Source organism: Flavonifractor sp. DFI.6.63 (assembly GCF_024462255.1).
Classification (GTDB): domain Bacteria; phylum Bacillota; class Clostridia; order Oscillospirales; family Oscillospiraceae; genus Lawsonibacter_A; species Lawsonibacter_A hominis.
The window spans coordinates 123,204-143,381 of sequence record NZ_JANGBE010000002.1 but is presented as its reverse complement, the minus strand read 5'-3'; the positions used below and the strand labels follow the sequence as shown (position 1 = coordinate 143,381).

Sequence of the window (20,178 nt, the reverse complement as noted above, 5' to 3'; positions counted from 1 at the left end):
ATCAAGATGCAAGTACTCAAGCACGTTTCTCCACATCTCAGCCCTTCACCGCGCCCATCGTGATCCCCTTGGTAAAATACTTCTGGAAGATGAGGAACACGATGATGATGGGAATGGCGGCCAGCGCGGCTCCCGCCATCAAAAGTCCCATATCCACAGTGGTCTCCGCCTGCAGGGTCGCAATGCCCAGGGAGATGGTGAAGTTGGAATTGCTGGACAGCATGACCAGCTGCATAAAGTAGTCGTTCCAGGAGTTGATGAAGGTGAAGATCGCCAGTGCGCCGATGCCCGGCTTGACCATGGGCAGGACGATCGTGATGAAGGTCTTCGCCTCATTGGCGCCGTCCACGCGGGCGGCCTCCAGAATCTCTCCCGGGATGCCCTCGCAGAACTGCTTCATCAGGAACACGCCGAAGGGCCAGCCCACCGTTGGGAAGATCACGGCCCACAGACTGTTGACGAGGTTGAGCGCGGCCATCTCCTTGATCAGCGGAATGAGGATGACCTGCTTGGGCAGGGCCATGGCGCATACGATCAGGGAGAACAACAGCGTACGGCCCACAAAGCGCTTCTTGGCCAATGCGTAGCCCGCCATGGCGGCGGTGATGCAGGTGAGGATCATGGCCATGACCGACATAAACACCGTATTCACCAGCCAGCGGATGGCGCCTGGTACGATGGGGCCGGTGGAAAACACCAGGGGATCGCCGTTTGCGTCCTGCGCGAAGGGGACGTGCAGTTCCCACAGAGGAGCAGAGCGCTTGGCAAACAGCTTTTCAAAGTTAGTGGTCACCCACTCGGTGGGAAACAGCTTTGGTTCCGCGGCATAGATGTCCTGGGCGGACTTAAACGAACCGGTGACAATCCAATAGAGCGGGAACAGGAACAACAGCGCCAGCACGATGAGGATAAGGATGCTGGCGATCCGATAGGCCTTGGTGCGCCCGGATCCGATTTTCATTACTCCGCTCCCCCCTTACTTCTCTTTGGCCAGCCGGAACTGAACGGCGGACAGCAGGCCGATGAAGATGGCCAGCACCACGCCCATGGCGTTGGCATAGCCGAAGTGGCCCGCCTGCTCCGTCAGCTTGAAGGCGGTCCAGTAGATATAGAACATGACCGTGTTGGTGTCGGAGCCGCCCTGGGTCAGCAGCTGGATCAGGGCGAAACACTGGAAGGAATTGATGGTGGTGATGACCAGGATGTAGAGGGTGGTGGGCATCATCTGGGCCCACTTGACCCGCCAGAAGACCTGGAAATGATTGGCCCCGTCCACCTGGGCCGCCTCCACCAGGGACTGATCCACGTTGCCCAGGGCGGAGACGTAGAGGACGATGGGCTGGCCCACCGAGGTGGTAAACAGGATCAGGATGATGCACCAGATGGCAAACCGGGAATCGCCCAGCCAGTTGATGGTATCCGCTCCGACGCCTTTCAAAATCTGGTTGAAGATGCCGTTATAGTTGTCGTACATCCACTTCCACACCACGGTGACGGCCACGGAGCCGGTGACCACGGGCAGGTAGAAGATGCAGCGGAACGCGGAGAGCACGGGGCCCTTCAGCTTATAGATGGCCGAGGCCACCCACAGGGAGAACGCACACACCGTCGGCACGGACACGATGACGATCAGGAAGGTATTCTTCAAGGCCTTCAGAAAGGTCACGTCCTGCCACAGATCGATAAAGTTTTTCAGTCCCACGAATTGGACGTCGCCAGGGTGCATATTGGCGTTGGTAAAGCTGTTGAAGATACAAATGACCATGGGGATGATAACAAATCCCAGGAAAAAGATCAGGCTGGGCAGCAGAAACAGATAACCGGAGATGGTCTCCCGGCGTACCAATGCCCGGCTCATCGTGGTTTGGGGCTGTTTGGCCAAAATAGACCGCTCCTCTCTCTCGAAGTGGATTTATGGGTGGGGGTACGCACCGAAGGCCCGGCGGAACCGGGCCGTCCATGCATAGCCCCATCCGGGAGGAAAAGACACGCCCCTTCCCCGCGCGGGGCGGGGAAGGGGCGCGCGAACCCGTTTGCGAATCAGGTCACTTACCGTTTGACTGGATCTCAGCCGGCGGCAGCGGCATTGGCATTTGCCATGTGAGTGGCGATGGTCTCGGTCATATCATCGCCGTTGCCGATTTCCTGGAGCATGTTCCACCACTCGGTACGGGCGGCGGCCCAGCCCTTGATGACGTTGTAGTAGTCGCCCAGGTTGGGGAGCATCAGAGCGGCGTAATCATTCATCATCTCGTTGTCGAACAGCTTGGTCAGGTCGGTGCCCTCGGCGGAGGTGCGGGCCGCGAAGAAGGTGGAGGTAGACACGGCATCGGCGGTGCTGGGGGAGTCACACATGAACTTGATAAATTTCTTGGCGGCCTCGATCTTGGCGGCGTCGCCCTTGTCGAAGATACCAAAGCCCCAGATGCCGCCGCACAGTTCGGCGGGAGAGCCGTCAGCGGTGGGGAAGTTCATGTAGACGATCTCTTCGCCGGTGACGGTCTTGCCCTCGCCGGTATCGGCGTTGTTGGGGTTGAGCTGCTGGGCGCTGTTCCAGCAAAACGCCATCTTCAGAGCGCCCTGATAGAACTTGGCGATCTCGTCGCCGCCCTGGAGGGAGGCGTCAAAGGCGATGCCGTCCATGGACAGCAGCTGCTCGATCGCCTGGATGTTCTTGGGGTCGTCCCAGGTATAGGCGGTGTGGTCGGCGTTGGTGAAGGTGCCGCCGTACATGTTGTTGATGAGCGCACGGGTGCCCTGGTCGCCACCCTGGCCGCCGCAGTACACGGCGCCCACGGTGCTGCCGAATTCGGCATACAGGGCCTCGACGGCCTTGATGAAGTTGTCGGTGCTCCAGGTGCGGGTCTCCAGATCGATGTACTGGTCAGCGCCGGCGGCCTTAAAGGCGTCCAGATTGATGGCCATGCAGTGGGCGGTCATGCACATGGGGTACTCGTACATCTTGCCCTCGGCGTTGATACAGGGGGCAAGGGCCGCGGGGATGATCTCGCTCTTGTCGGTGTCGTCCAGCATGTCGGCCAGATCCACCAGATAGCCGTTGGCGCCCCAGTTGGCCACCAGGCGCTCAGGGCCTTCCAGGATCAGGTCGGGCTGGTTGCCGGCCGTGATGGCGGTGTTGACCTTGTCGTCGCCGTCGGCATAGGCCAGGTACTCCACCTTGACGGAGATGCCGGTCTCGGCGGTGAATGCGTCGGTCAGGGCCTTGACCTTGGTTTCGTCGCCCCAGCCGCCGACGGGGTACACCCACAGCGAAATGCTGGTGGCGTCGCCGGTCGAAGGAGCCGCCGTTTCCGGGGCGGAGGTCTCGGGCGCGCTGGTCTCAGGCGTGCCGGCGCCGGTACCGCCGGAGCAGGCGGCCAACGAAACGACCAGGCACAGGCTCAGCAAGAGAGCAAGAATCCGATGGGTCTTCTTCATTATAGGTCCTCCTTCAGTTTCTACAAATTTCGAACGCCCGGTGCGGCGTCCTGTTGGGTAGATTGTATAATCCCTCGCTGCGTTTGTCAACAGAAATTTGAAAAAAATTTTATCTAATTTTTAATTTTGCAAATTTTTTTCAATTCCCGTCTGATTTCGTCAGATGTGCTTATCCGAAAGCACCTCGGCCACCAGTTCCCTCCGCTCCCGGCACCCCTCCAGATCCCGGCGGCAAAGCTCGCTGAAGAGCACGTCCACCACATAGAGCTGCGCAATCCGGGCGGCCACAGAGCCGCCCTGGAACGGCCCCTCATGGGAGCCGCACTGGAGCACCACATCGGCGTAGGCCGCGCCGGGCGACTTGGGGAAGCGGGTGATCAGGATAACCCCAGCCCCCCGTTCCCGCGCGATCTTCAGATTGTCCAGCAGCTCCTTGGTGGAGCCGGAATAGGAGAAGTAGAGCACCACGTCCCGCCGGGTGAGCTGGGCGGTCAGCATCGCCTGGATATGGGAATCCACCACCGGGAAAAAGTTGGGCAGGGCGGTGGCGAACAGATGGGCCGCCTCCTGGGCCAGGATCATGGAGCCGCCCTGGCCCATGCACAGCACCTTGTCCGCCCCCATCATCAGGGACGCCGCGGCCCGGACGGCCTCCGGGCGAAGCAGCCCCAGCGTCTGCGTCATAGCGTCCACATTCGCGGCATAGATCTTCTGGCACAGGTCCGCGATGGTATCCTCGGGCAGGACCTCCCCTGAGAGGGGGTTGAGCTCGCTGCGTCCGGCGGTGGAGTTGGCCACCGCCAGTTTGAACGCGTTATAGCCCTTATAGCCCAGCCGCCGGCAGAAGCGGGAGATGGTGGCCTCCGCCACGCCCGCCTCTTCCGCCAGCTCGGAGATGGACATATACTGGGTCTTCTGCTGATGGGCCACCGCGTAGTCGGCCACTTTCTTTTCTGCGCCGGTCAGCTGGTAATATTCGTTATTGATCTTTGCAAATACGTTTCCGTAGGGCATAGGCGCTCCCCTCATGCATCCGCCAGAAGCTCCGAGAGCATCTGGTCGCACATACTCAGCATCCGCGGCAGATGGAAGGGCCCCTTGAAGGTGCTGCCCTTGCAGGGCGGCTGGGTGGGCTTGCCGTCCCGGCGCAGGTAGCCGTACCACTCCCCATAGGCAGGATCGGCAAAATGCTCCTTGCAGTAGTCCAGGGTCCTCTCAAACCAATCCAGATACCGCTGCTCCCCGGTATCCCGATAGAGCATCAGCGAGGCGATCAGGATCTCGTCGTGGGGCCACCAGAGTTTCATATCGTGCTCATAGGCCTCGGGCGGCTTGCCCAGACAGTCGATGAAGTAGAGCAGTCCGCCGTACTCCTTGTCCCAGCCGGCCTCGATGGCCCAGTCGAAGATCTGTGCCGCCTTTTGGACCAGCTCCCGGTCGCCGGTCCGCTTGGCGTGCTCCAGCAGGAACCAGACGCCCTCGATATCGTGGCCGGGGTTGACGATGCGCCCTTCGGTGTAGTAGAGGCGGGCGGCGCCGTCCTGGGCCACGTTCTCCAGCACACACTTCAGCTCCGGCTTGACGTGATACCGGAAGATCTCATCCACACACCGGGCGGAACGCTCCTCGTACAGCGCCTTGCGCTCCGGGTCCACCCGCAGCAGCACGCCGGTGACGTTCAGAAGGATCATGGGGATGCCGAAGGCGCGTCCGGTGCGGGTCTCGGGGATGGTCTTGGGCCCCAGGCCGGTGGGGTCGGCCATTCCGTGGTTCAGGTCCCAATACAGGTCGTAGGCCCGGCGGGCGCGCTCCAGGTGCTCCCGCCGGCCGGTAACGCCGTAATATTCCGCGTTGGCCAGGGCGTAAAACGCCTCGGAGAAGCAGTAGCGGCGCTGGCGCAGGGGCTTTCCCTCTGCGGTAACGGTGAAATACAGCCGCCCGGCCGCGTCGTGGTTGACGCAGTGCTCCTCCAGAAAGTCGATGCAGCTCTTGCTGGCCGCAAGCCACTCGTCCTTCACGCCGTACAGATGGCACAGATAGGAGAAAATCCAGCCGCAACGCCCCTGCATCCAGACGCTCTTGTCGGTGGAAAAGACCTCTCCCGTCCGATCCAGGCAAGTGTATACGCCGCCGTTGACCGGGTCCATACCATGTTCCAGCCAGAACGCCACACAGCGCTCCAGCTCCTCCCTGATCCACTTCCGATGGCCCTGCAGCCGTGCAGTATCCATAATCAATTCCACCTTTCCTTTCCGTAAGCTTCCGTTCTGCCCTCATCATAACCGCGCCACTGGTCATCGTCAAGCAGATTCTGAAAATAATTTTCAAAAACTTGAAAAAGCGCTTGACAGTTCCAAAAAAACGGATAGCATATAAGCGAAGGAATTTTCAAAACCAACCGACAGGAGGGCTTTTTATGAATCATCTGGGCATCGAAGTCCCCGTGCAGCACGTACCGGAACTGGACCCCGGCTTTCTCCCCCTGGGCAAATTCAACGCGGCGTTCCGAACGGACGCCAAAAAGCCTCTGGCGCTGGCGGTAGAACGTTCGCAGGGTCAGGTGGCCGTCTACCGCACCTTCATCCACGGCACCCCGGAGCGGGCGCAGGCCGACTGCTACTACGTGGAGCGCATCATCAAAACCATGCTGTGGCTTTACGGCGGCTTCCGGGTCTATATCAGCGGAGACCGGGAAATCTGCGCCAAAATGCAGCAGATCTACTGCCCCGGCGGCCAGCAGGCGTTCGACTTCGACTACATGGCCAATGTGTTCGAGCATCCCTTCGAGGTGGTCTACTGCGATCAGATCCCCGCGGAAAAGGGCGACCCCAAAGCCATCGGCCGCCACCTGGAGGGCTGCCGCATCGGCTTCGACGCGGGCGGGTCCGACCGGAAGGTGTCCGCCGTCGTCGACGGCGAGCCGGTCTTCTCCGAGGAGGTGGTCTGGTTCCCCAAGATCAATTCCGATCCGGACTATCACTATGACGGCATCGTCTCCGCCCTCAAGTCCGCCGCGGAGCATATGCCCCGGGTGGACGCGGTGGGCGTTTCCTCCGCCGGGGTGTATATCGACAACCGCACCATGAACGCCTCCCTGTTCCTGCAGGTCCCCAAGGACGCCTTTGACGCCAAGGTGAAGGACATCTATATCCGCGCCATCCGCGACACCTTTGGGGACGTGCCCTACGCCGTATGCAACGACGGCGACGTGTCCGCCCTGGCGGGAGCCATGAACCTGGGCGAAAACAATGTGCTGGGCATCGCCATGGGCACCAGCGAGGCTGTGGGCTATGTGGACCCGGAAGGCCGCATCACCGGCTGGCTCAACGAGCTGGCCTTCGTCCCCGTGGACGCCTCCCCCGCCGCCATGCGGGACGAGTGGTCGGGCGACATCGGCTGCGGCGTGAAGTATTTTTCCCAGGACGCGGTCATCAAGCTGGCGCCCGCGGCTGGGATCAATCTCTCCGAGAAGCTCTCCCCCGCCGAGAAGCTCAAGGAGGTCCAAAAGCTGATGGATGTGCCCGGCTCCCCTGCCGAGGCGATTTACCGCTCCATCGGCGTGTATCTGGGCCACTCCCTGGCCCTGTACCACCACTTCTACCGCTTCAGGCACGTGCTGCTGCTGGGCCGGGTCATGTCCGGCCGGGGCGGCGATCTCATCCTGGACACCGCCAAGAAGGTCCTGGCGGAGGAATATCCTGAGATCGCACGGCAGATCTGCCCCACCCTCCCGGACGAGAAGTCCCGCCGGGTCGGCCAGTCCGTGGCGGCCGCCTCTCTGCCCGAGCTGGGCCGGTGAGGGCCGGAACATGAAGAAGCATATCGTCTGTCTGGGGGATTCCAACACGCACGGCTACTGCGCCGATCCCGCCGACTGTGCCGACGGGGCCCTCCAGCGCTTCAACGAAGAGGAGCGGTGGACCTGCCTGCTCCAAAAGAAGCTCGGGGAGGACTACCTGGTGGCGGAAGAGGGCCTTTCCGGCCGCACCACCGTGTTTGACGACCCGCTCTATGAGCACCTGTCCGCCCTGGATTACCTCTACCCCTGTCTGAAAAGCCACGAGCCGGTGAGCCTGCTGATCGTCATGCTGGGCACCAACGACACCAAACAGCGGCTGGGCGCCAACGCTTACGCCATCGGCCTTGGGCTGCGCCGTCTGGTCCGGAAGGCCCAGACGGTAGACTGCTGGGGTCCCGGCGGCACGCCCAATATCCTGGTTATCGCCCCGCTGCCCATCGACCCCCGGGTGGAGCGCTCCCCCGTCGCCCAGGAGATGGGCGCGGGCGCGGTGGAAAAGTCCCAACGGCTGCCGGGACAGTTCCGTGCGGTGGCAGGCGGGACCGGATGCCATTTTCTGGACGCCGCCGCGCTGGGCTGCGCGTACAATCAAATTGACTTCATGCATCTGACCCGCCGCAGCCACGCGGCCCTGGCCGCCGCCCTGGCGGAGACCGTCCCCACCCTGCTGTAGACGCGCGCAATTGCCGGAATAAGCGGACGCCCCGGCGGCCCAATGGGCCGCCGGGGCGTCCGCTTATTCCGCTTTTACCAGATTCACCAGTACTTGCGTCATGGTCTCCAGCGCGCCGGCCGGGATATATTCGTGGACGCCGTGGAAATTCACGCCGCCGGTACACAGGTTGGGGCATGGCAGGCCCATATAGCTCAGCCGGGCCCCGTCGGTGCCGCCCCGGATGGGCACCTCCACCGGCGTCACCCCCGCCGCTTCCATCGCGGCCCGCGCCCGGTGGATCAGATACATATGGGGCTCGATCTGCTCCCGCATGTTATAATAGCTGTCGCTCAGCTCCAGCTCCACCGTGCCGGCGCCGTACTTGTCGTTGAGATAGGCGCTCAGGCGCCGAAGGTAGTCCTTGCGCGCCTCAAATGCCGTGCGGTCGTGGTCCCGGACGATGAGGCGCAGCTCGGCCCCGCTTTCATCGCCGCTCAGTGCAGTCAAGTGGTAAAAGCCCTCGTAGCCCTCGGTATGGGCGGGCGTCTCCGCCGGTGGGAGCATATTCGCCAGCTCCACGGCAAGGAGCAGGGCGTTTTTCATCTTGTTTTTGGCGGACCCCGGATGGATGTTCACGCCGTGAATGCTCACACGGGCGGAGGCGGCGTTGAAATTTTCATACTCCAGCTCGCCCAGCTCGCCGCCGTCCACGGTATACGCCACCGCCGCGCCGAAGCCCTCCACATCGAAGTGATCAGCCCCCTGGCCCACCTCTTCGTCGGGGGTAACGGCCACGGCAATGCGTCCATGTGGGATCTCCGGATGCTGGAGCAGGTACTCCACGGCGGCAAAGATCTCCGCCACGCCCGCCTTATCGTCGGCCCCCAGCAGGGTGGTGCCGTCGGTGACGATCAGGTCTTGTCCCTTGTATTTGGCCAGGCTCTCGAATTCCGAGGCAGACATGACGATGCCCTTCTCTTCGTTGAGGACGATATCGCCTCCCTCGTAATGCACGATGCGGGCCCTTACCCCCGCGCCGGAGACGCCGGGCGCGGTGTCCATGTGGGCGATCAGGCCCATGCACGGCACCCCCTCGTACCCCACGCTGGCGGGCAGCCAGCCGTAGACATAGCCGTATTCGTCCATGTGGGCGTTATGCAGCCCCAGCTGCCCCAGTTCTTCCGCCAGGGCGGCGCCCAGTACCTTTTGCTTTCCGGTGGAGGGGCAGGTATCGCTCTCCTCGTCGGACTGGGTGTCAAAGCGGATATACTTCATAAAACGGTCAATAGCATTCATCACGATCAACCTTTCTTCCGTCTACCCCTCTGTCCCTTGACGGGAGCGCGGTGTTGGAATAAACTAAGAGGGACTTTTTTATTTTATCATAAAAGGAGCGGTTTGACTATGGCAACCATGCGGGAATTTACGTTTCCCTCCAGCGATGGGACCCATTCGGTGGGCGCCGTCTGGTGGCTGCCGGATGAGGGCGCGCCCCGTGCTGTCGTCCAGCTGGTTCACGGTATTTCGGAATATATCGGCCGTTATGCCCCCTTTGCCCGCTATCTGACCGATCACGGCTTTGCGGTGGTCGGTCATGATCACCTGGGACACGGCCGCACGGCCAAGGGGCGGGAGGAATACGGCTGGTTTGCGGAACGGGACGGCTGGAAATACGTGCTCAAAGATACGCACACCCTGCGGCAGCTGGCCGGGGAGGCGTATCCCGGCCTGCCCTATTTTATCCTGGGCCATTCCATGGGCTCGTTTGTCACCCGTGGATATCTGATGTTTTATCCCGGCACGGTGGATGGGGCCATCCTGTCGGGCACCGGGCAGGAGTCCGCCGCCACCGTGGCGGCCGGCCGCGTCCTGTCCGCGCTGCTCTGCAGGCTCCGGGGGAGCCGCGCCAGCAGCCGGCTGCTCAACGCCCTGTCCGTCGGGGCGTACAACCGGCAATTTTCGCCCAACCGCACCGGCGCCGACTGGATCTGCACAGACGAAGCGGTGGTAGACGCCTATGTACAGGATCCGCTGTGCCGGTTTCTGCCCACCGTGGGGATGTATCACGACATGATGGTGGGGCTTCAGCTGCTGGTGAAACCGGAGCATCTCCGCCGTATGGACCCGGATACGCCGGTCTATTTCTTCGCCGGGGACAAAGACCCGGTGGGGGCTTCCGGCGCGGGCGTGCGGAAGGTGGCGAACCTGTTCCGCCAGTATGGCGTCCGGGATGTGACCGTAACGCTCTACCCCGGCGGGCGGCATGAGATGCTCAACGAGCCCAACAAGGAGCAGGTATTCGCGGATACTTTGGCCTGGCTGGAGGCGCATATGCCCTGAAACAGCGGGGGAGGATGGCAAACTGCCGTCCTCCCCCGCTGTTTTGCTGCGCCTTATCCGCCCAGCCGCGTCTCCCACTCCGCCTGGCGGAATCCCACCAGCACGAAGTCTTCTCCCACCAGGATGGGGCGCTTGACCAGCATCCCGTCGGCGGCCAGCAGGGCCAGCTGCTCTTCCTCGCCCATGCCGCCCAGACGGTCCTTGAGCCCCAGCGCTTTATACTGCAGGCCGCTGGTGTTGAAAAAACGTTTCAGGGGCAGGGCGCTTATGGCGTGCCAGCGGCGCAGCTCCTCCGCCGTCGGACGCTCCTGCTTGATATCCCGCAGTTCAAAGGACAGGCCCCGCTCCTCCAGCCAAGCCTTGGCTTTTTGACAGGTGCTGCATTTGGGATAGCAGACAAACAGCATACCGTTTCCTCCTTGTTCTGTGTCATCGCGGCCGCCCCGGGCTGCCCGGCATCCTGGGCGCCCCCCTTTTCCTGCGTGGGGGCGGAAGGGCCGCAAGGGGTACGCCGCATCCGCAAGACGGCAAAGCCGTCAACGGCTGCGCAGGGAATCCGCCCGGCATCCTGCCCCAGCTCGCCTTCTCCCGGTCCGATCGGGACCATTCACCCAGGGGATTTGCCCGGCAAAGCGCCGGTGCTCGGCTTATGCGGCGGCCTGCTTACGCCCGGAGGCGGCGAAGCGAACGCCCCTCACCGGTTCAGCGCTTCGATCGCCGCGCGCGCGGCGTTCTGCTCCGCCTCTTTTTTGCTGTGGCCCTTGCCCTGGCCTACGGTAGCGCCGTTCAGGTCCACCTCCATGGAGAAGACCTTGGCATGGTCCGGCCCTTCCGCGCCGGTGAGGCGGTAGGTCAGCACCTGACCGCTCTCCCGCTGCACCATCTCCTGCAGGGCCGTCTTATAGTCCCGGCTGGCCCCTTTTTCCTCCTCCCGGTCCAGGATGAACCGGCGGATGATCTTGCGGGCGGAGCCGATGCCCCCATCCAGGTACACAGCGGCCAGCACGGCCTCCACCGCGTCGGCCAGGATGGAGGGCCGGGTGCGGCCGCCGCCGGCGTCCTCTCCCTTCCCGAGCTTCAGATAAGCGCCAAGCCCCAACTGCTGGGCCACCTCTACCAGGCTGCCTTCGCATACCAGGGCCGCGCGGGTCCGGGTCAAGTCTCCCTCAGGCAGGTCCGGGTGGGCGCGGTAAAGGTAGTCGGCCACCACCATGCCCAGCACGGAATCTCCCAAAAATTCCAGCCGCTCGTTGCTCTGCATCTCCCGGTCCCGGCTCTCGTTGGCGTAGGAGCTGTGGGTCAGGGCGTTTTCCAGCAGCGCCGGTTGTTCAAACTGATAGCCCAGCTTTTCTTCCAAGGCTTCCATGCGTGTCCCTCTTTCCTCGAAAGCAGAAGCCCCGCTCTGCAGCGGGGCTTCTGCCCATTCTCTGTTCAATCCTCCAGCTTGTCGCTCACATAGCGGACCAGGTCGCTCACGGTGGAGATGCCGGACAGATCCTCCTCCTCCATCTCACCGATGCCGAACTCCTCCTCCAGAGCCATGGTGAGCTCCACCACGTCCAGGGAATCGGCCCCCAGGTCCTCAAAGCTGGTGTCCATAGTGATCTCATCCTGTTCGATACCGAACTGCTCTGCCAGGATCGAGGCGATTTTCTCAAAGATCATTACTCATCTACTCCTATCGCTTCCGCCGGCACTGGCGGCGTCGTCATTGCACTATGATAATAGGCAAGATTCCACAGCCTGTCAATAGGAAAGTCAAATTTTTTCCATTCCGCCTACGGGAAGGCGCATATGCCCGATGTTTTCGGTAATATCCTCGATGATGCCGGCCGAAGCGAACGCGGCCGCCTGCCGGATGGCGTTCTTGATGGCGAAGTCGTCGGAGGAGCCGTGGGCCTTGATGACCGGCTTGGAAATGCCCACCAGCGCGGTGCCGCCCACCTCGCCCGCGTCCATCAGCTTTTTGAACTGCTTCAGCCCGCCGGAGACCATCAGGGCGGCGAGCTTGGTCAGCAGGCTCTTTCGGAACATGGCCTTGAGCTGCCTGGCCAAAAATCCGCCGGTCCCTTCCATGGTCTTGAGGAAAATATTGCCGGAGTAGCCGTCGGTGACGATCACGTCCGCCGCGCCGTAGACCGCCTCGCGGGCCTCCACGTTGCCCACGAAGTGGATGCGCCCCGCCTCGCCCGCCTGCTTGAGCAGGGCGTAGGCCTCCCGCTGCAGGTCCATGCCCTTGGACTCCTCCACGCCGATGTTCAGCAGGCCCACCTTGGGCTCGGGCCGCCCCAATACCCGCTCGGCGTAGTAAGAGCCCATAAACGCGAATTGCAGGAGATACTCCGGCGTGCACTCGGCGGTGGCGCCGCAGTCGATGAGTACCGCGCCCCCCGCCCCGGTAGGCACCACCGGGGCCAGGGCCGCCCGGCGGATCCCGCGGATCCGCTTAACCAGCAGGGTGGCTGCCGACAGGATGGCCCCGGTGCTGCCTGCGGAAACAAACGCGTCGGCGGCCCCGTTCTTCAGCAGGTTGAGGCCCACGGTCAGGGAGGAGTCCTTCTTTTCCTTGAAGGCGGTGGCCGGATTGTCGCACATCTCCACCACCTCGGAGGCATGGGCGATCTCCACGCCGGGGGGCAGATCGTCCACGCCGTCTTCCTTGAGTACCTTCAGGATTTCCTCCCCACGGCCGACCAGGACGACCTCTACCCCCAGTTCCCGCACGGCGCTCAGCGCGCCCCGCACGTTGGAGACGGGCGCGTTGTCCCCGCCCATGGCGTCTACGATGATCTTCATGCAACTTCCCTCTTTCGTTTGTCTTGGTCCGTTCCGGAGACGCGCCTTCGGCGGACGGCCGCATCCCCCCTCCGCGGGGCGGTTCCGGGCGCGGGCCGTCACAGCTTCAAGGCGCGTGGTTCATCCGTCAGCCCCAGGAGATAATCCGCGGTAACGTTATAATGCTCACAGGGCAGGGCAAGTCGTGCCAAGGTGGTTGCCCCCTCCCCCATTTTCCATTTCACCCATTTGATTGGGGGACACTCCAAGCAATTCAGCCAGCGTTTTCTGTGTCTCTCCTGCATGATTTCGAACCTTTCGCAGGCGCAAGCCAAACAATTCGTTGCGGTACAGAGCAATTCGCCTCTTGGTATGCCCAATAAACCCGCGTATATTGATATCACGGTTTTATTGGGTTGATTATATGACTTCTCTTCTTCCCGAACTCTTTCTGCTGGAACAGGAGCGCGGCGCATTGGGTTACCGTTCCCTCTCCGGCTGGCCGGAAGGCCGACAGCGTCTCATCGCCTATCTGGACCGGCTGGAGAGCAAACAGGCCGACGAGCTGATGGACCCGTTCTCCGCCCAATACGCGCTGGAGGAAGAAGCCTGTTTCCGCCACGGCTTCCGTCTGGCAGGCCGGCTGCTGGGGGAGTCGTTCTCCGCCGGATCGTGACCGTTCCATTTTATCCTCAAACGCCCGGCTTGTCCAGCGCCTCTGGGGGATGCGCCTTGCTCCCGCCCGCAGGGCAAGCGGGGCGGCCTACCGCCAATCCAGGCCATCCAGCGCCTCCAGGGCTCGCCGGGACAGCTCGGCGTTCTTGTTCCGCTTGCCCTTGACCCGGTAGCCAAGGGGCGGAATAATGCCGAAATTCACGTTCATGGGTTGGAAGTCCGTGACGCTTTCATTGCTCACATAGAGCGCCAGGGCCCCCACGGCGGTCTCCGGTGGGAAATCCACCGGGGGCCTGCCTTCCAGCCGCCGGGCCAGCTCCACCGCCGCTAGGAAGCCGGAGGCGGTGGACTCCACATACCCCTCCACGCCGGTGATCTGCCCGGCGAAGCAGATGCGCGGTTGCTTCTTCACCCGGTAGTACCGGTCCAGCAGCCGGGGGGAGTCCAGATAGGTGTTGCGGTGCATGACGCCGTAGCGGACGAACTCGGCGTTTCTCAGGGCGGGGATCATGGAGAACACCCGCTTCTGCTCCGGCCATTTCAGGTGGGTCTGGAAGCCCACCAGGTTGTAGATCGTGCCGTCGGCGTTGTCCCGGCGCAGCTGCACCACGGCGAAGGGCTCCCGCCCCGTCTTCGGGTCCCGGAGGCCACGGGGCTTCAGGGGGCCGTAGCACAGGGTCTGCTTGCCCCGCCGTGCCATCACCTCCACGGGCATGCAGCCTTCAAAGACGCCGCTGTCCTCAAACCCGTGGACCTCCGCCTCACGGGCGGCGCACAGCTCGGTCCAGAACGCATCGTACTCCTCCTCCGTCATGGGGCAGTTGATGTAGTCCGGGGTGCCCCTGTCGTAGCGGGAGGCAAAAAAGGCGCTGTCCATATCCACGCTCTCAAAGGTGACCAGGGGGGCGGCGGCGTCGAAGAAGTTGAGGTAATGGCTCTCTGGGAAGAAGTCCCGGATGGCCTGGGCCAGCGGGTCGGAGGTGAGGGGCCCGGAGGCCACGATCACGTTCCCCTCCGGAGGCAGGGCGGTGACCTCCCCCTGTGCCACGCGGATCAGCGGATGGCTGCGGATCTTCTCGGTAACGGACCGGGCAAAGCCGTGGCGGTCCACCGCCAGGGCCCCGCCCGCCTCCACCCGGTGCGCGTCGGCACAGGCGAGGATCAGGGAGCCCATCCGCCGCAGCTCCTCCTTCAAAAGGCCCACCGCATTTTCCAGCTGGTCGGAGCGCAGGGAATTGGAGCAGACCAGCTCTCCAAACCAGGGGGTATGATGGGCAGGGGTCATTTGGGCGGGCTTCATCTCGCGCAGCTCCACGGGGAAGCCCCGCCAGGCCAGCTGCCAGGCGGCTTCGGACCCCGCCAGGCCCGCGCCGATCACGATGACTGGTTCCATGTGTTCTCCTTTGGCCTTGCCCGGCATCCGCGCCGGGCTGCGTCAGGCCTCTTTTTTCGTCCGGGCGGCGGGCTTTTTGGCCGCCGCCTTCGCTTTGGCCGGCGTTTTGCGGGCGGCCGTTTTTGCGGGCGGCTTCTTCTCCTCCCGGGGAGGCGCGCCTTCCGCGGGGCTCTCCGCGGCCTCGGCGGTCTTCTTCTTATAGCCCCGCTGGTCCTCGGGCAGGAAATTGGGGCACGCGGGGTTGATGCAGAAGGGCTTCTTAAAGCCCCGGCCCGACTTTTTGAACAGGGTCTGGCCGCACGCGGGGCAATTCTCCTTCACCGGTACGTCCCAGGTCATGAAGTCGCACTTCTTCGCCTCATCCTTACTGGAGTTGAACTCGCAGCCGTAATAGGCATAGCCCCGCTTGGAGGTCTTTTTCAGGATGCGGCCCCCGCATTTGGGACACTTGCCGGGCATCTCGATGACGATGGGCTGGGTGTGGTCGCATTCCGGCCAGCCGGGGCAGGCCAAAAAGCGCCCGAACCGTCCGGACTTATACACCAGATTGCGCCCGCACTTGGGACAGATCACGTCGGACACCTCGTCGGGGACCTTGATGCGCTCCCCGTCCAGGTCCTGCTCCGCCTTTTTGAGTTCCTGTTCAAAGCCGCCGTAAAATTGGGACAGCAGGCTCTTCCAGTCCACCTTCCCGGCCTCCACCTCGTCCAGCTGCTCCTCCATGTGAGCGGTAAAGGCGGTGTCCACGATGTCGGTGAACTTATCCTTCATCAAACCCGTGACCACCTCCCCCAGCGGGGTGGTGCGCAGGTATTTGCCCTCCTTGACCACGTACTCGCGGTCCATGATGGTGGAGATGGTGGGCGCGTAGGTGGACGGGCGGCCGATCCCCTTCTCCTCCAGCGCCTTGACCAGGGTGGCCTCGGTATACCGGGTGGGCGGCTGGGTGAAGTGCTGCTCCCGGTCGCTTTTGAGCAGCCTGAGTCCTTCCCCCTCCCGCAGGTCGGGCAGGGGGGACTGCGGCGCCTCCTCGTCTTCATCTCTTCCCTCCACGTACACGGCGGTATAGCCGGAAAACTTGAGGGCGGAATGGTTGGCCCGGAAGGTGTAGCCGGCGCTCTCCACCTCGATGGCGACGCTGTCGTACACGGCGCTTGCCATCTGGCAGGCCAAAAAGCGGCTCCAGATCAGCTTGTAGAGCCGGTACTGCTCGGCCGTCAGGTCCTTTCGGATATCCTCGGGCGTCAGGCGCACGTCGGAGGGCCGGATGGCCTCGTGAGCGTCCTGGGCGCCGGACTTGGTCTTGTAGACCCGCGGCTTGCCGGGATAGTAATCCGAACCATACCGGGCCAGAATAAAGTCCCGTGCGGCGGCGGTCGCCTCGTCGGACAGGCGCAGGGAGTCGGTACGCATATAGGTGATCAGGCCCACGGTGCCCTCCCCCTCCAGATCCACGCCCTCATAGAGCTGCTGGGCGACGGACATGGTCCGCCGGGGCGTCATGTTCAGCTTGCGGGAGGCCTCCTGCTGAAGGGTGGAAGTGATGAAGGGGGGCGCCGGGTTGCGCTGTTTGTCCTGCCGCTTGACGCCGCGCACGGTAAAAGGCGCGGCCTGGACCGCCTGGGCCACGGCCGTGACCGCGTCCTCGCTGTTCAGTTCCATCTTCTTGTCCCGGCCGTAAAAGGCGGCCTTGAACCGGCCCAGATTGGGCGCCACGCGCTCCAGTTCCACGTCCAGGGACCAGTATTCCTGGGGCACAAAGGCGCGGATCTCCGCTTCCCGCTCGCACACCAGCCGGGTAGCCACCGACTGCACCCGCCCGGCCGACAGGCCCCGGCGGATCTTTTTCCACAGCAGAGGCGAGATCTGGTAGCCCACCAGCCGGTCCAGCACCCGCCGCGCCTGCTGGGCGTTGACCAGATCCATGTCCAGCGCCCGGGGATGGGCGATGGAGTCCCCCACCACCTTTTTGGTGATCTCATTGAAGGTCACCCGGTAGGTCTTCTCATCGCTCAGTCCCAGCATCTCCTTAAGATGCCAGGAAATGGCCTCGCCTTCCCGGTCCGGGTCGGTGGCCAGAAAGACTTTTTCACTTTTCTTGGCGCTCTTTTTCAGGTCGTCGATGACCTCTTCCTTGCCCTTGATGGGCTGGTAATCCAGCGCGAAGCCGCGCTCCACATCCACGCCGATCTTGCTTTTCGGCAGATCCCGCACATGGCCCATGGAGGCCTTGACCTCATACCCGGGGCCCAGATATTTACCGATGGTCTTGGCCTTTGCCGGAGACTCCACGATCACCAGATTCGATTTCGCCACAACTGTATGCTCCTTTATCCGACCTTGCCGGTCCATTTGGGATTGGGGCCGGTCCGACGTCGGCTCCTCTAGTCTTCCGCAAAGCGGACGGCAGCCGTGAACCGCTTGCCCGGAAGTTCTTTGATATAGCCCCCGGCCTGGAGAAGGGTCAGGGCGGTATTCACCCGCCGGGCCGGGATCTCGGTGCGCCCCACGATCTCGTCGGGGACCAGCGTGTGTTCGCTCAGCAGCCAGAAGATCTCCCGCTGCTCATCCCCCATGGCGTCCAGCGCGGACCGGGGCGCCGCCGGCAGCCCCTGCGCCGCTTCCTCCGCCGGGGCGGCTTCCGGCTCCCTCGCCGCATCGGGAGCGGCGGACAGCCGCTGCGCCGCCTCCTCCCGGGTCAGCGGGACGCTCCCGTGCAGTTTATGGGGAAAACTGGCTTCATATTCCGCCAGGATGTCCCGGGCCGAGCGCACCAGCTTGGCCTCTCCTCTGGAGATGAGGGAGTTGGTGCCCGCGCTCATGGGGGCGTCCGCCGGTCCGGGGACGGCGAATACGTCCCGGCTCTGGTCCAGGGCCCTGCGGGCGGTGACCAGGGTGCCACTGCGCTCCTCGGAGGCCTCCACCGCCACCACGCCCAGGGACAACCCGCTGATGATGCGGTTGCGGACGGGGAAGTGCCAGCCCTCCACACCGGTACCCGGCGGAAATTCCGAGATCAGCGCCCCGGCGGCGGCCACATCCTCATAGAGCCACTGATTCTGGGCGGGATAGACCACGTCCACCCCGTTGCCCAGCACGGAGACGACCTGCCCGCCCCCCTGAAGCGCGCCCCGCAGAGAAGCCGTATCGATCCCCTGGGCGATGCCCGAGACCACCAGCGCGCCCGCCCGGGCCAGTTCCAGCCCCAGGCGGCCTGCCATGGCCTGCCCGTAGGGGGTACACTTGCGCGCGCCCACCATACCGATGGCCAGTTCCTCATCAAAGCGGAACTGCCTTCCCCGGCCATAGAGCACCAGAGGATAATCCCCGATCTGGAGCAGCCGCTCCGGGTAAGCCGCGTCCTGACAGGTCAAAAGCCAGATCCCCTGCCGGTCACAGTCGGCCAGGATCTGTTCCGTCCGGTCCAGGTTCTTGTCCCGCAGCGCTTTTTTCAATCCGCCGGGCAGGCCCAGCAGGTCGTACTCCGAGGGGTCGGCAAAATAAGCCGCCTCCGCACTGCCGAACTGCTCCAACAGCGCCGCGGCCCGTTCCGGCCGGAGATAGGGCCGGGTCGTGAGCCAAAGCAGATACTGCAATGCCGCCATCCGGCCGCACCTCCTTCGTTGCTTTCCGAATCTACCGCCAGCCCTCCCACAGCACCACGGCGGCCGCGGCCGCGGCGTTGAGCGACTCGCAGCGCTCCCGCATGGGGATCTTCAGGGTCTTTTCACACATTTCCAGCGCCTGCCGGGACACGCCCCGGCCCTCGCTGCCGATGATCACCGCCGCCCGGCCCAGCGCAGCGCCGCGCACGTCTTCCGTATCCGAACGCAGGGCGGTGGCGTACAGCGGAATCCCGGCGGCGTCCAGCAGGGGTTTCAGACGCTCCCACCCCGTCTCCCACACCGGCAGCCGGAAACAGGCCCCCATCGTGGAGCGGATGGTCTTGGGGGAAAAGGGATCGGCGCAGCCGTCGATCAAAAACAGCCCGGCGGCCCCGAAGGCGTCGGCCGTGCGCCAGACGGTGCCCACGTTGCCCGGGTCCTGCAGGCCGTCCAGCACCAGGTACCGCCCCGGCTCCAGCCGCTCCGGCGGCGCCAGCGGCGGCATGCGGCACAGGCACAGCACCCCCTGGGGCGCGTCTACCGTGGACACCGCCCGAAGCAGGTCTTCAGGCACCTCCACCTGTCTGGCCTGCGCCGGAGGCGCAAACGGCAGCGTGAAGTTCCGGGCCCGGACCAGCACCTCGATCTCCGCGCCCCACCGGACGGCCTCTTCCGCCAGCTTCACGCCCTCACAGAGAAAGACCCCCTCGCGCCTGCGCAGGCTCCGGTCTCCGCCCAGCTTCCGCAGGCGGGCGATCAGCGGATTTTGACGGCTGGTGATTTGCTCCATACGACACCTCTACAGGTCTTGCAGGCGATTGATATCTTCCGTTCGGCCCAGCACCACCGCGTCGTCCCCGCTCTCCATCACATAAGCGGGGCCTGGGGCGATGTTCAGCTCCCCGCTCTTCCCCTTGCGCATGGCGATGATGTTCACCTTGTACCGCGCCCGCACGTCCAGTTCCTGAATGGTCTTCTGCTGCCACTCCCGGGGGATGGCGGTCTCCACGATGCCGAAATCCTCGCTGAGCTCGATAAAATTGAGCACGTTGGAGCTGGACAGCCCCTGCGCCAGCTTGACGCCCATCTCGTGCTCCGGGAAGACCACCCGGTCGGCCCCGATCTTTTCCAGCACCTTGCGGTGCACGTGGCTCTGTGCCTTGCAGATGACCTTTTTGACCCCCAGTTCCTTCAGGTTCAGGGTAATGAGCGCGGAGTTGCCCACGTCATCTCCCACCGCCACGATCGCGCAGTCATAATTCCGCACGCCCAGCGCCCGCAGCACGGCGGGGTCCCGGGCGTCGCCGGTGACGGCGTGGGTGACCTGATCGGCCACCTTCTGTACGTTTTCCTCCGCTCCGTCCAGGGCCAGCACCTCATGTCCCAGGGCGGAGAGCTCCTCCGCCACCGCGGTGCCGAAGCGGCCCAGACCGATTACGACAAATGTTTTCATACCTGCAACCTCGATGCAATCTGCTCCGCAGCGCGAAGCCAACAT

Annotated in this window: 20 protein-coding genes; 4 read left to right on the top strand and 16 right to left on the bottom strand. The window is 63.5% G+C overall.

The genetic code is table 11. The annotated features are described in order from the left end of the window. Window positions 1-37: 37 nt before the first annotated feature. From NE547_RS01640 to NE547_RS01620, 5 genes are all read right to left on the bottom strand, one after another. Complete coding sequence (locus NE547_RS01640) at window positions 38-961, bottom strand: carbohydrate ABC transporter permease (protein WP_186906100.1); 924 nt, start codon at window positions 959-961, stop codon at window positions 38-40. Between the two features lie 15 nt (window positions 962-976). Then, entirely contained in the window at window positions 977-1,858 is an 882-nt protein-coding gene (locus NE547_RS01635) for a carbohydrate ABC transporter permease (RefSeq protein WP_186906354.1), read from the bottom strand. Between the two features lie 209 nt (window positions 1,859-2,067). Then, complete coding sequence (locus tag NE547_RS01630; protein WP_186906101.1) at window positions 2,068-3,438, bottom strand: ABC transporter substrate-binding protein; 1,371 nt, start codon at window positions 3,436-3,438, stop codon at window positions 2,068-2,070. Window positions 3,439-3,597: 159 nt separating this feature from the next. Continuing rightward, window positions 3,598-4,452 carry a MurR/RpiR family transcriptional regulator gene (locus NE547_RS01625; protein WP_186906102.1) on the bottom strand — a complete coding sequence of 285 codons (855 nt, stop codon included), beginning with the start codon at window positions 4,450-4,452 and terminating at the stop codon, window positions 3,598-3,600. Window positions 4,453-4,463: 11 nt separating this feature from the next. Continuing rightward, the gene (locus NE547_RS01620) at window positions 4,464-5,669 is read right to left on the bottom strand and encodes an AGE family epimerase/isomerase (protein ID WP_256174567.1); all 1,206 of its coding nucleotides are present in this window, start codon (window positions 5,667-5,669) and stop codon (window positions 4,464-4,466) included. Window positions 5,670-5,854: 185 nt separating this feature from the next. On the opposite strand from NE547_RS01620, the gene NE547_RS01615 reads away from it, so the two are divergent. Beyond that, the gene (locus NE547_RS01615) at window positions 5,855-7,237 is read left to right on the top strand and encodes an ROK family protein (RefSeq protein ID WP_186906104.1); all 1,383 of its coding nucleotides are present in this window, start codon (window positions 5,855-5,857) and stop codon (window positions 7,235-7,237) included. Window positions 7,238-7,247: 10 nt separating this feature from the next. Beyond that, window positions 7,248-7,910, top strand: a complete 663-nt coding sequence (locus tag NE547_RS01610; protein WP_256174566.1) for a GDSL-type esterase/lipase family protein — start codon at window positions 7,248-7,250, stop codon at window positions 7,908-7,910. Between the two features lie 63 nt (window positions 7,911-7,973). Here the strand turns inward: NE547_RS01610 and pepT are convergent, their stop codons facing one another. After that, a complete protein-coding gene (gene pepT / locus NE547_RS01605; protein WP_369807581.1) occupies window positions 7,974-9,191 on the bottom strand; it encodes a peptidase T in 1,218 nt (405 codons plus the stop codon). Between the two features lie 105 nt (window positions 9,192-9,296). Here pepT and NE547_RS01600 point away from each other — a divergent pair, with 105 nt between their 5' ends. Further along, window positions 9,297-10,232, top strand: coding sequence for an alpha/beta hydrolase (locus tag NE547_RS01600; RefSeq protein ID WP_186906107.1), 936 nt, complete (start codon window positions 9,297-9,299; stop codon window positions 10,230-10,232). Between the two features lie 53 nt (window positions 10,233-10,285). Here the strand turns inward: NE547_RS01600 and NE547_RS01595 are convergent, their stop codons facing one another. The 5 genes from NE547_RS01595 to NE547_RS01575 all read right to left on the bottom strand — a co-directional run bounded on the left by NE547_RS01595 (window position 10,286) and on the right by NE547_RS01575 (window position 13,337). Further along, a complete protein-coding gene (locus tag NE547_RS01595) occupies window positions 10,286-10,639 on the bottom strand; it encodes a Spx/MgsR family RNA polymerase-binding regulatory protein (protein ID WP_256174565.1) in 354 nt (117 codons plus the stop codon). Window positions 10,640-10,926: 287 nt separating this feature from the next. Beyond that, the gene (gene rnc / locus NE547_RS01590) at window positions 10,927-11,598 is read right to left on the bottom strand and encodes a ribonuclease III (RefSeq protein ID WP_186906109.1); all 672 of its coding nucleotides are present in this window, start codon (window positions 11,596-11,598) and stop codon (window positions 10,927-10,929) included. Window positions 11,599-11,663: 65 nt separating this feature from the next. Beyond that, entirely contained in the window at window positions 11,664-11,897 is a 234-nt protein-coding gene (gene acpP, locus NE547_RS01585) for an acyl carrier protein (protein ID WP_186906110.1), read from the bottom strand. A 93-nt stretch (window positions 11,898-11,990) separates the two neighbouring features. Then, window positions 11,991-13,028 carry a phosphate acyltransferase PlsX gene (plsX, locus tag NE547_RS01580; RefSeq protein WP_186906111.1) on the bottom strand — a complete coding sequence of 346 codons (1,038 nt, stop codon included), beginning with the start codon at window positions 13,026-13,028 and terminating at the stop codon, window positions 11,991-11,993. A gap of 165 nt (window positions 13,029-13,193) precedes the next feature. Beyond that, entirely contained in the window at window positions 13,194-13,337 is a 144-nt protein-coding gene (locus NE547_RS01575; protein ID WP_243204623.1) for a helix-turn-helix transcriptional regulator, read from the bottom strand. Between the two features lie 145 nt (window positions 13,338-13,482). On the opposite strand from NE547_RS01575, the gene NE547_RS01570 reads away from it, so the two are divergent. Then, entirely contained in the window at window positions 13,483-13,683 is a 201-nt protein-coding gene (locus NE547_RS01570) for a hypothetical protein (protein WP_256174564.1), read from the top strand. A gap of 87 nt (window positions 13,684-13,770) precedes the next feature. On the opposite strand, the gene trmFO is transcribed toward NE547_RS01570, so the two are convergent. The 5 genes from trmFO to NE547_RS01545 form a co-directional block, all read right to left on the bottom strand. After that, complete coding sequence (gene trmFO / locus NE547_RS01565; RefSeq protein WP_186906113.1) at window positions 13,771-15,075, bottom strand: methylenetetrahydrofolate--tRNA-(uracil(54)-C(5))-methyltransferase (FADH(2)-oxidizing) TrmFO; 1,305 nt, start codon at window positions 15,073-15,075, stop codon at window positions 13,771-13,773. Between the two features lie 42 nt (window positions 15,076-15,117). Further along, a complete protein-coding gene (gene topA, locus NE547_RS01560; protein ID WP_256174563.1) occupies window positions 15,118-17,391 on the bottom strand; it encodes a type I DNA topoisomerase in 2,274 nt (757 codons plus the stop codon). A 68-nt stretch (window positions 17,392-17,459) separates the two neighbouring features. Further along, window positions 17,460-18,680 (bottom strand): DNA-processing protein DprA, encoded by a 1,221-nt coding sequence (gene dprA / locus NE547_RS01555; protein ID WP_256174562.1) that lies wholly within the window; start codon window positions 18,678-18,680, stop codon window positions 17,460-17,462. A gap of 31 nt (window positions 18,681-18,711) precedes the next feature. Next, window positions 18,712-19,470: an RNA methyltransferase gene (locus NE547_RS01550; protein WP_186906116.1), complete on the bottom strand. Its 759-nt coding sequence runs from the start codon at window positions 19,468-19,470 to the stop codon at window positions 18,712-18,714. Between the two features lie 9 nt (window positions 19,471-19,479). After that, window positions 19,480-20,133, bottom strand: coding sequence for a TrkA family potassium uptake protein (locus NE547_RS01545; protein ID WP_186906117.1), 654 nt, complete (start codon window positions 20,131-20,133; stop codon window positions 19,480-19,482). Window positions 20,134-20,178: the final 45 nt, after the last annotated feature.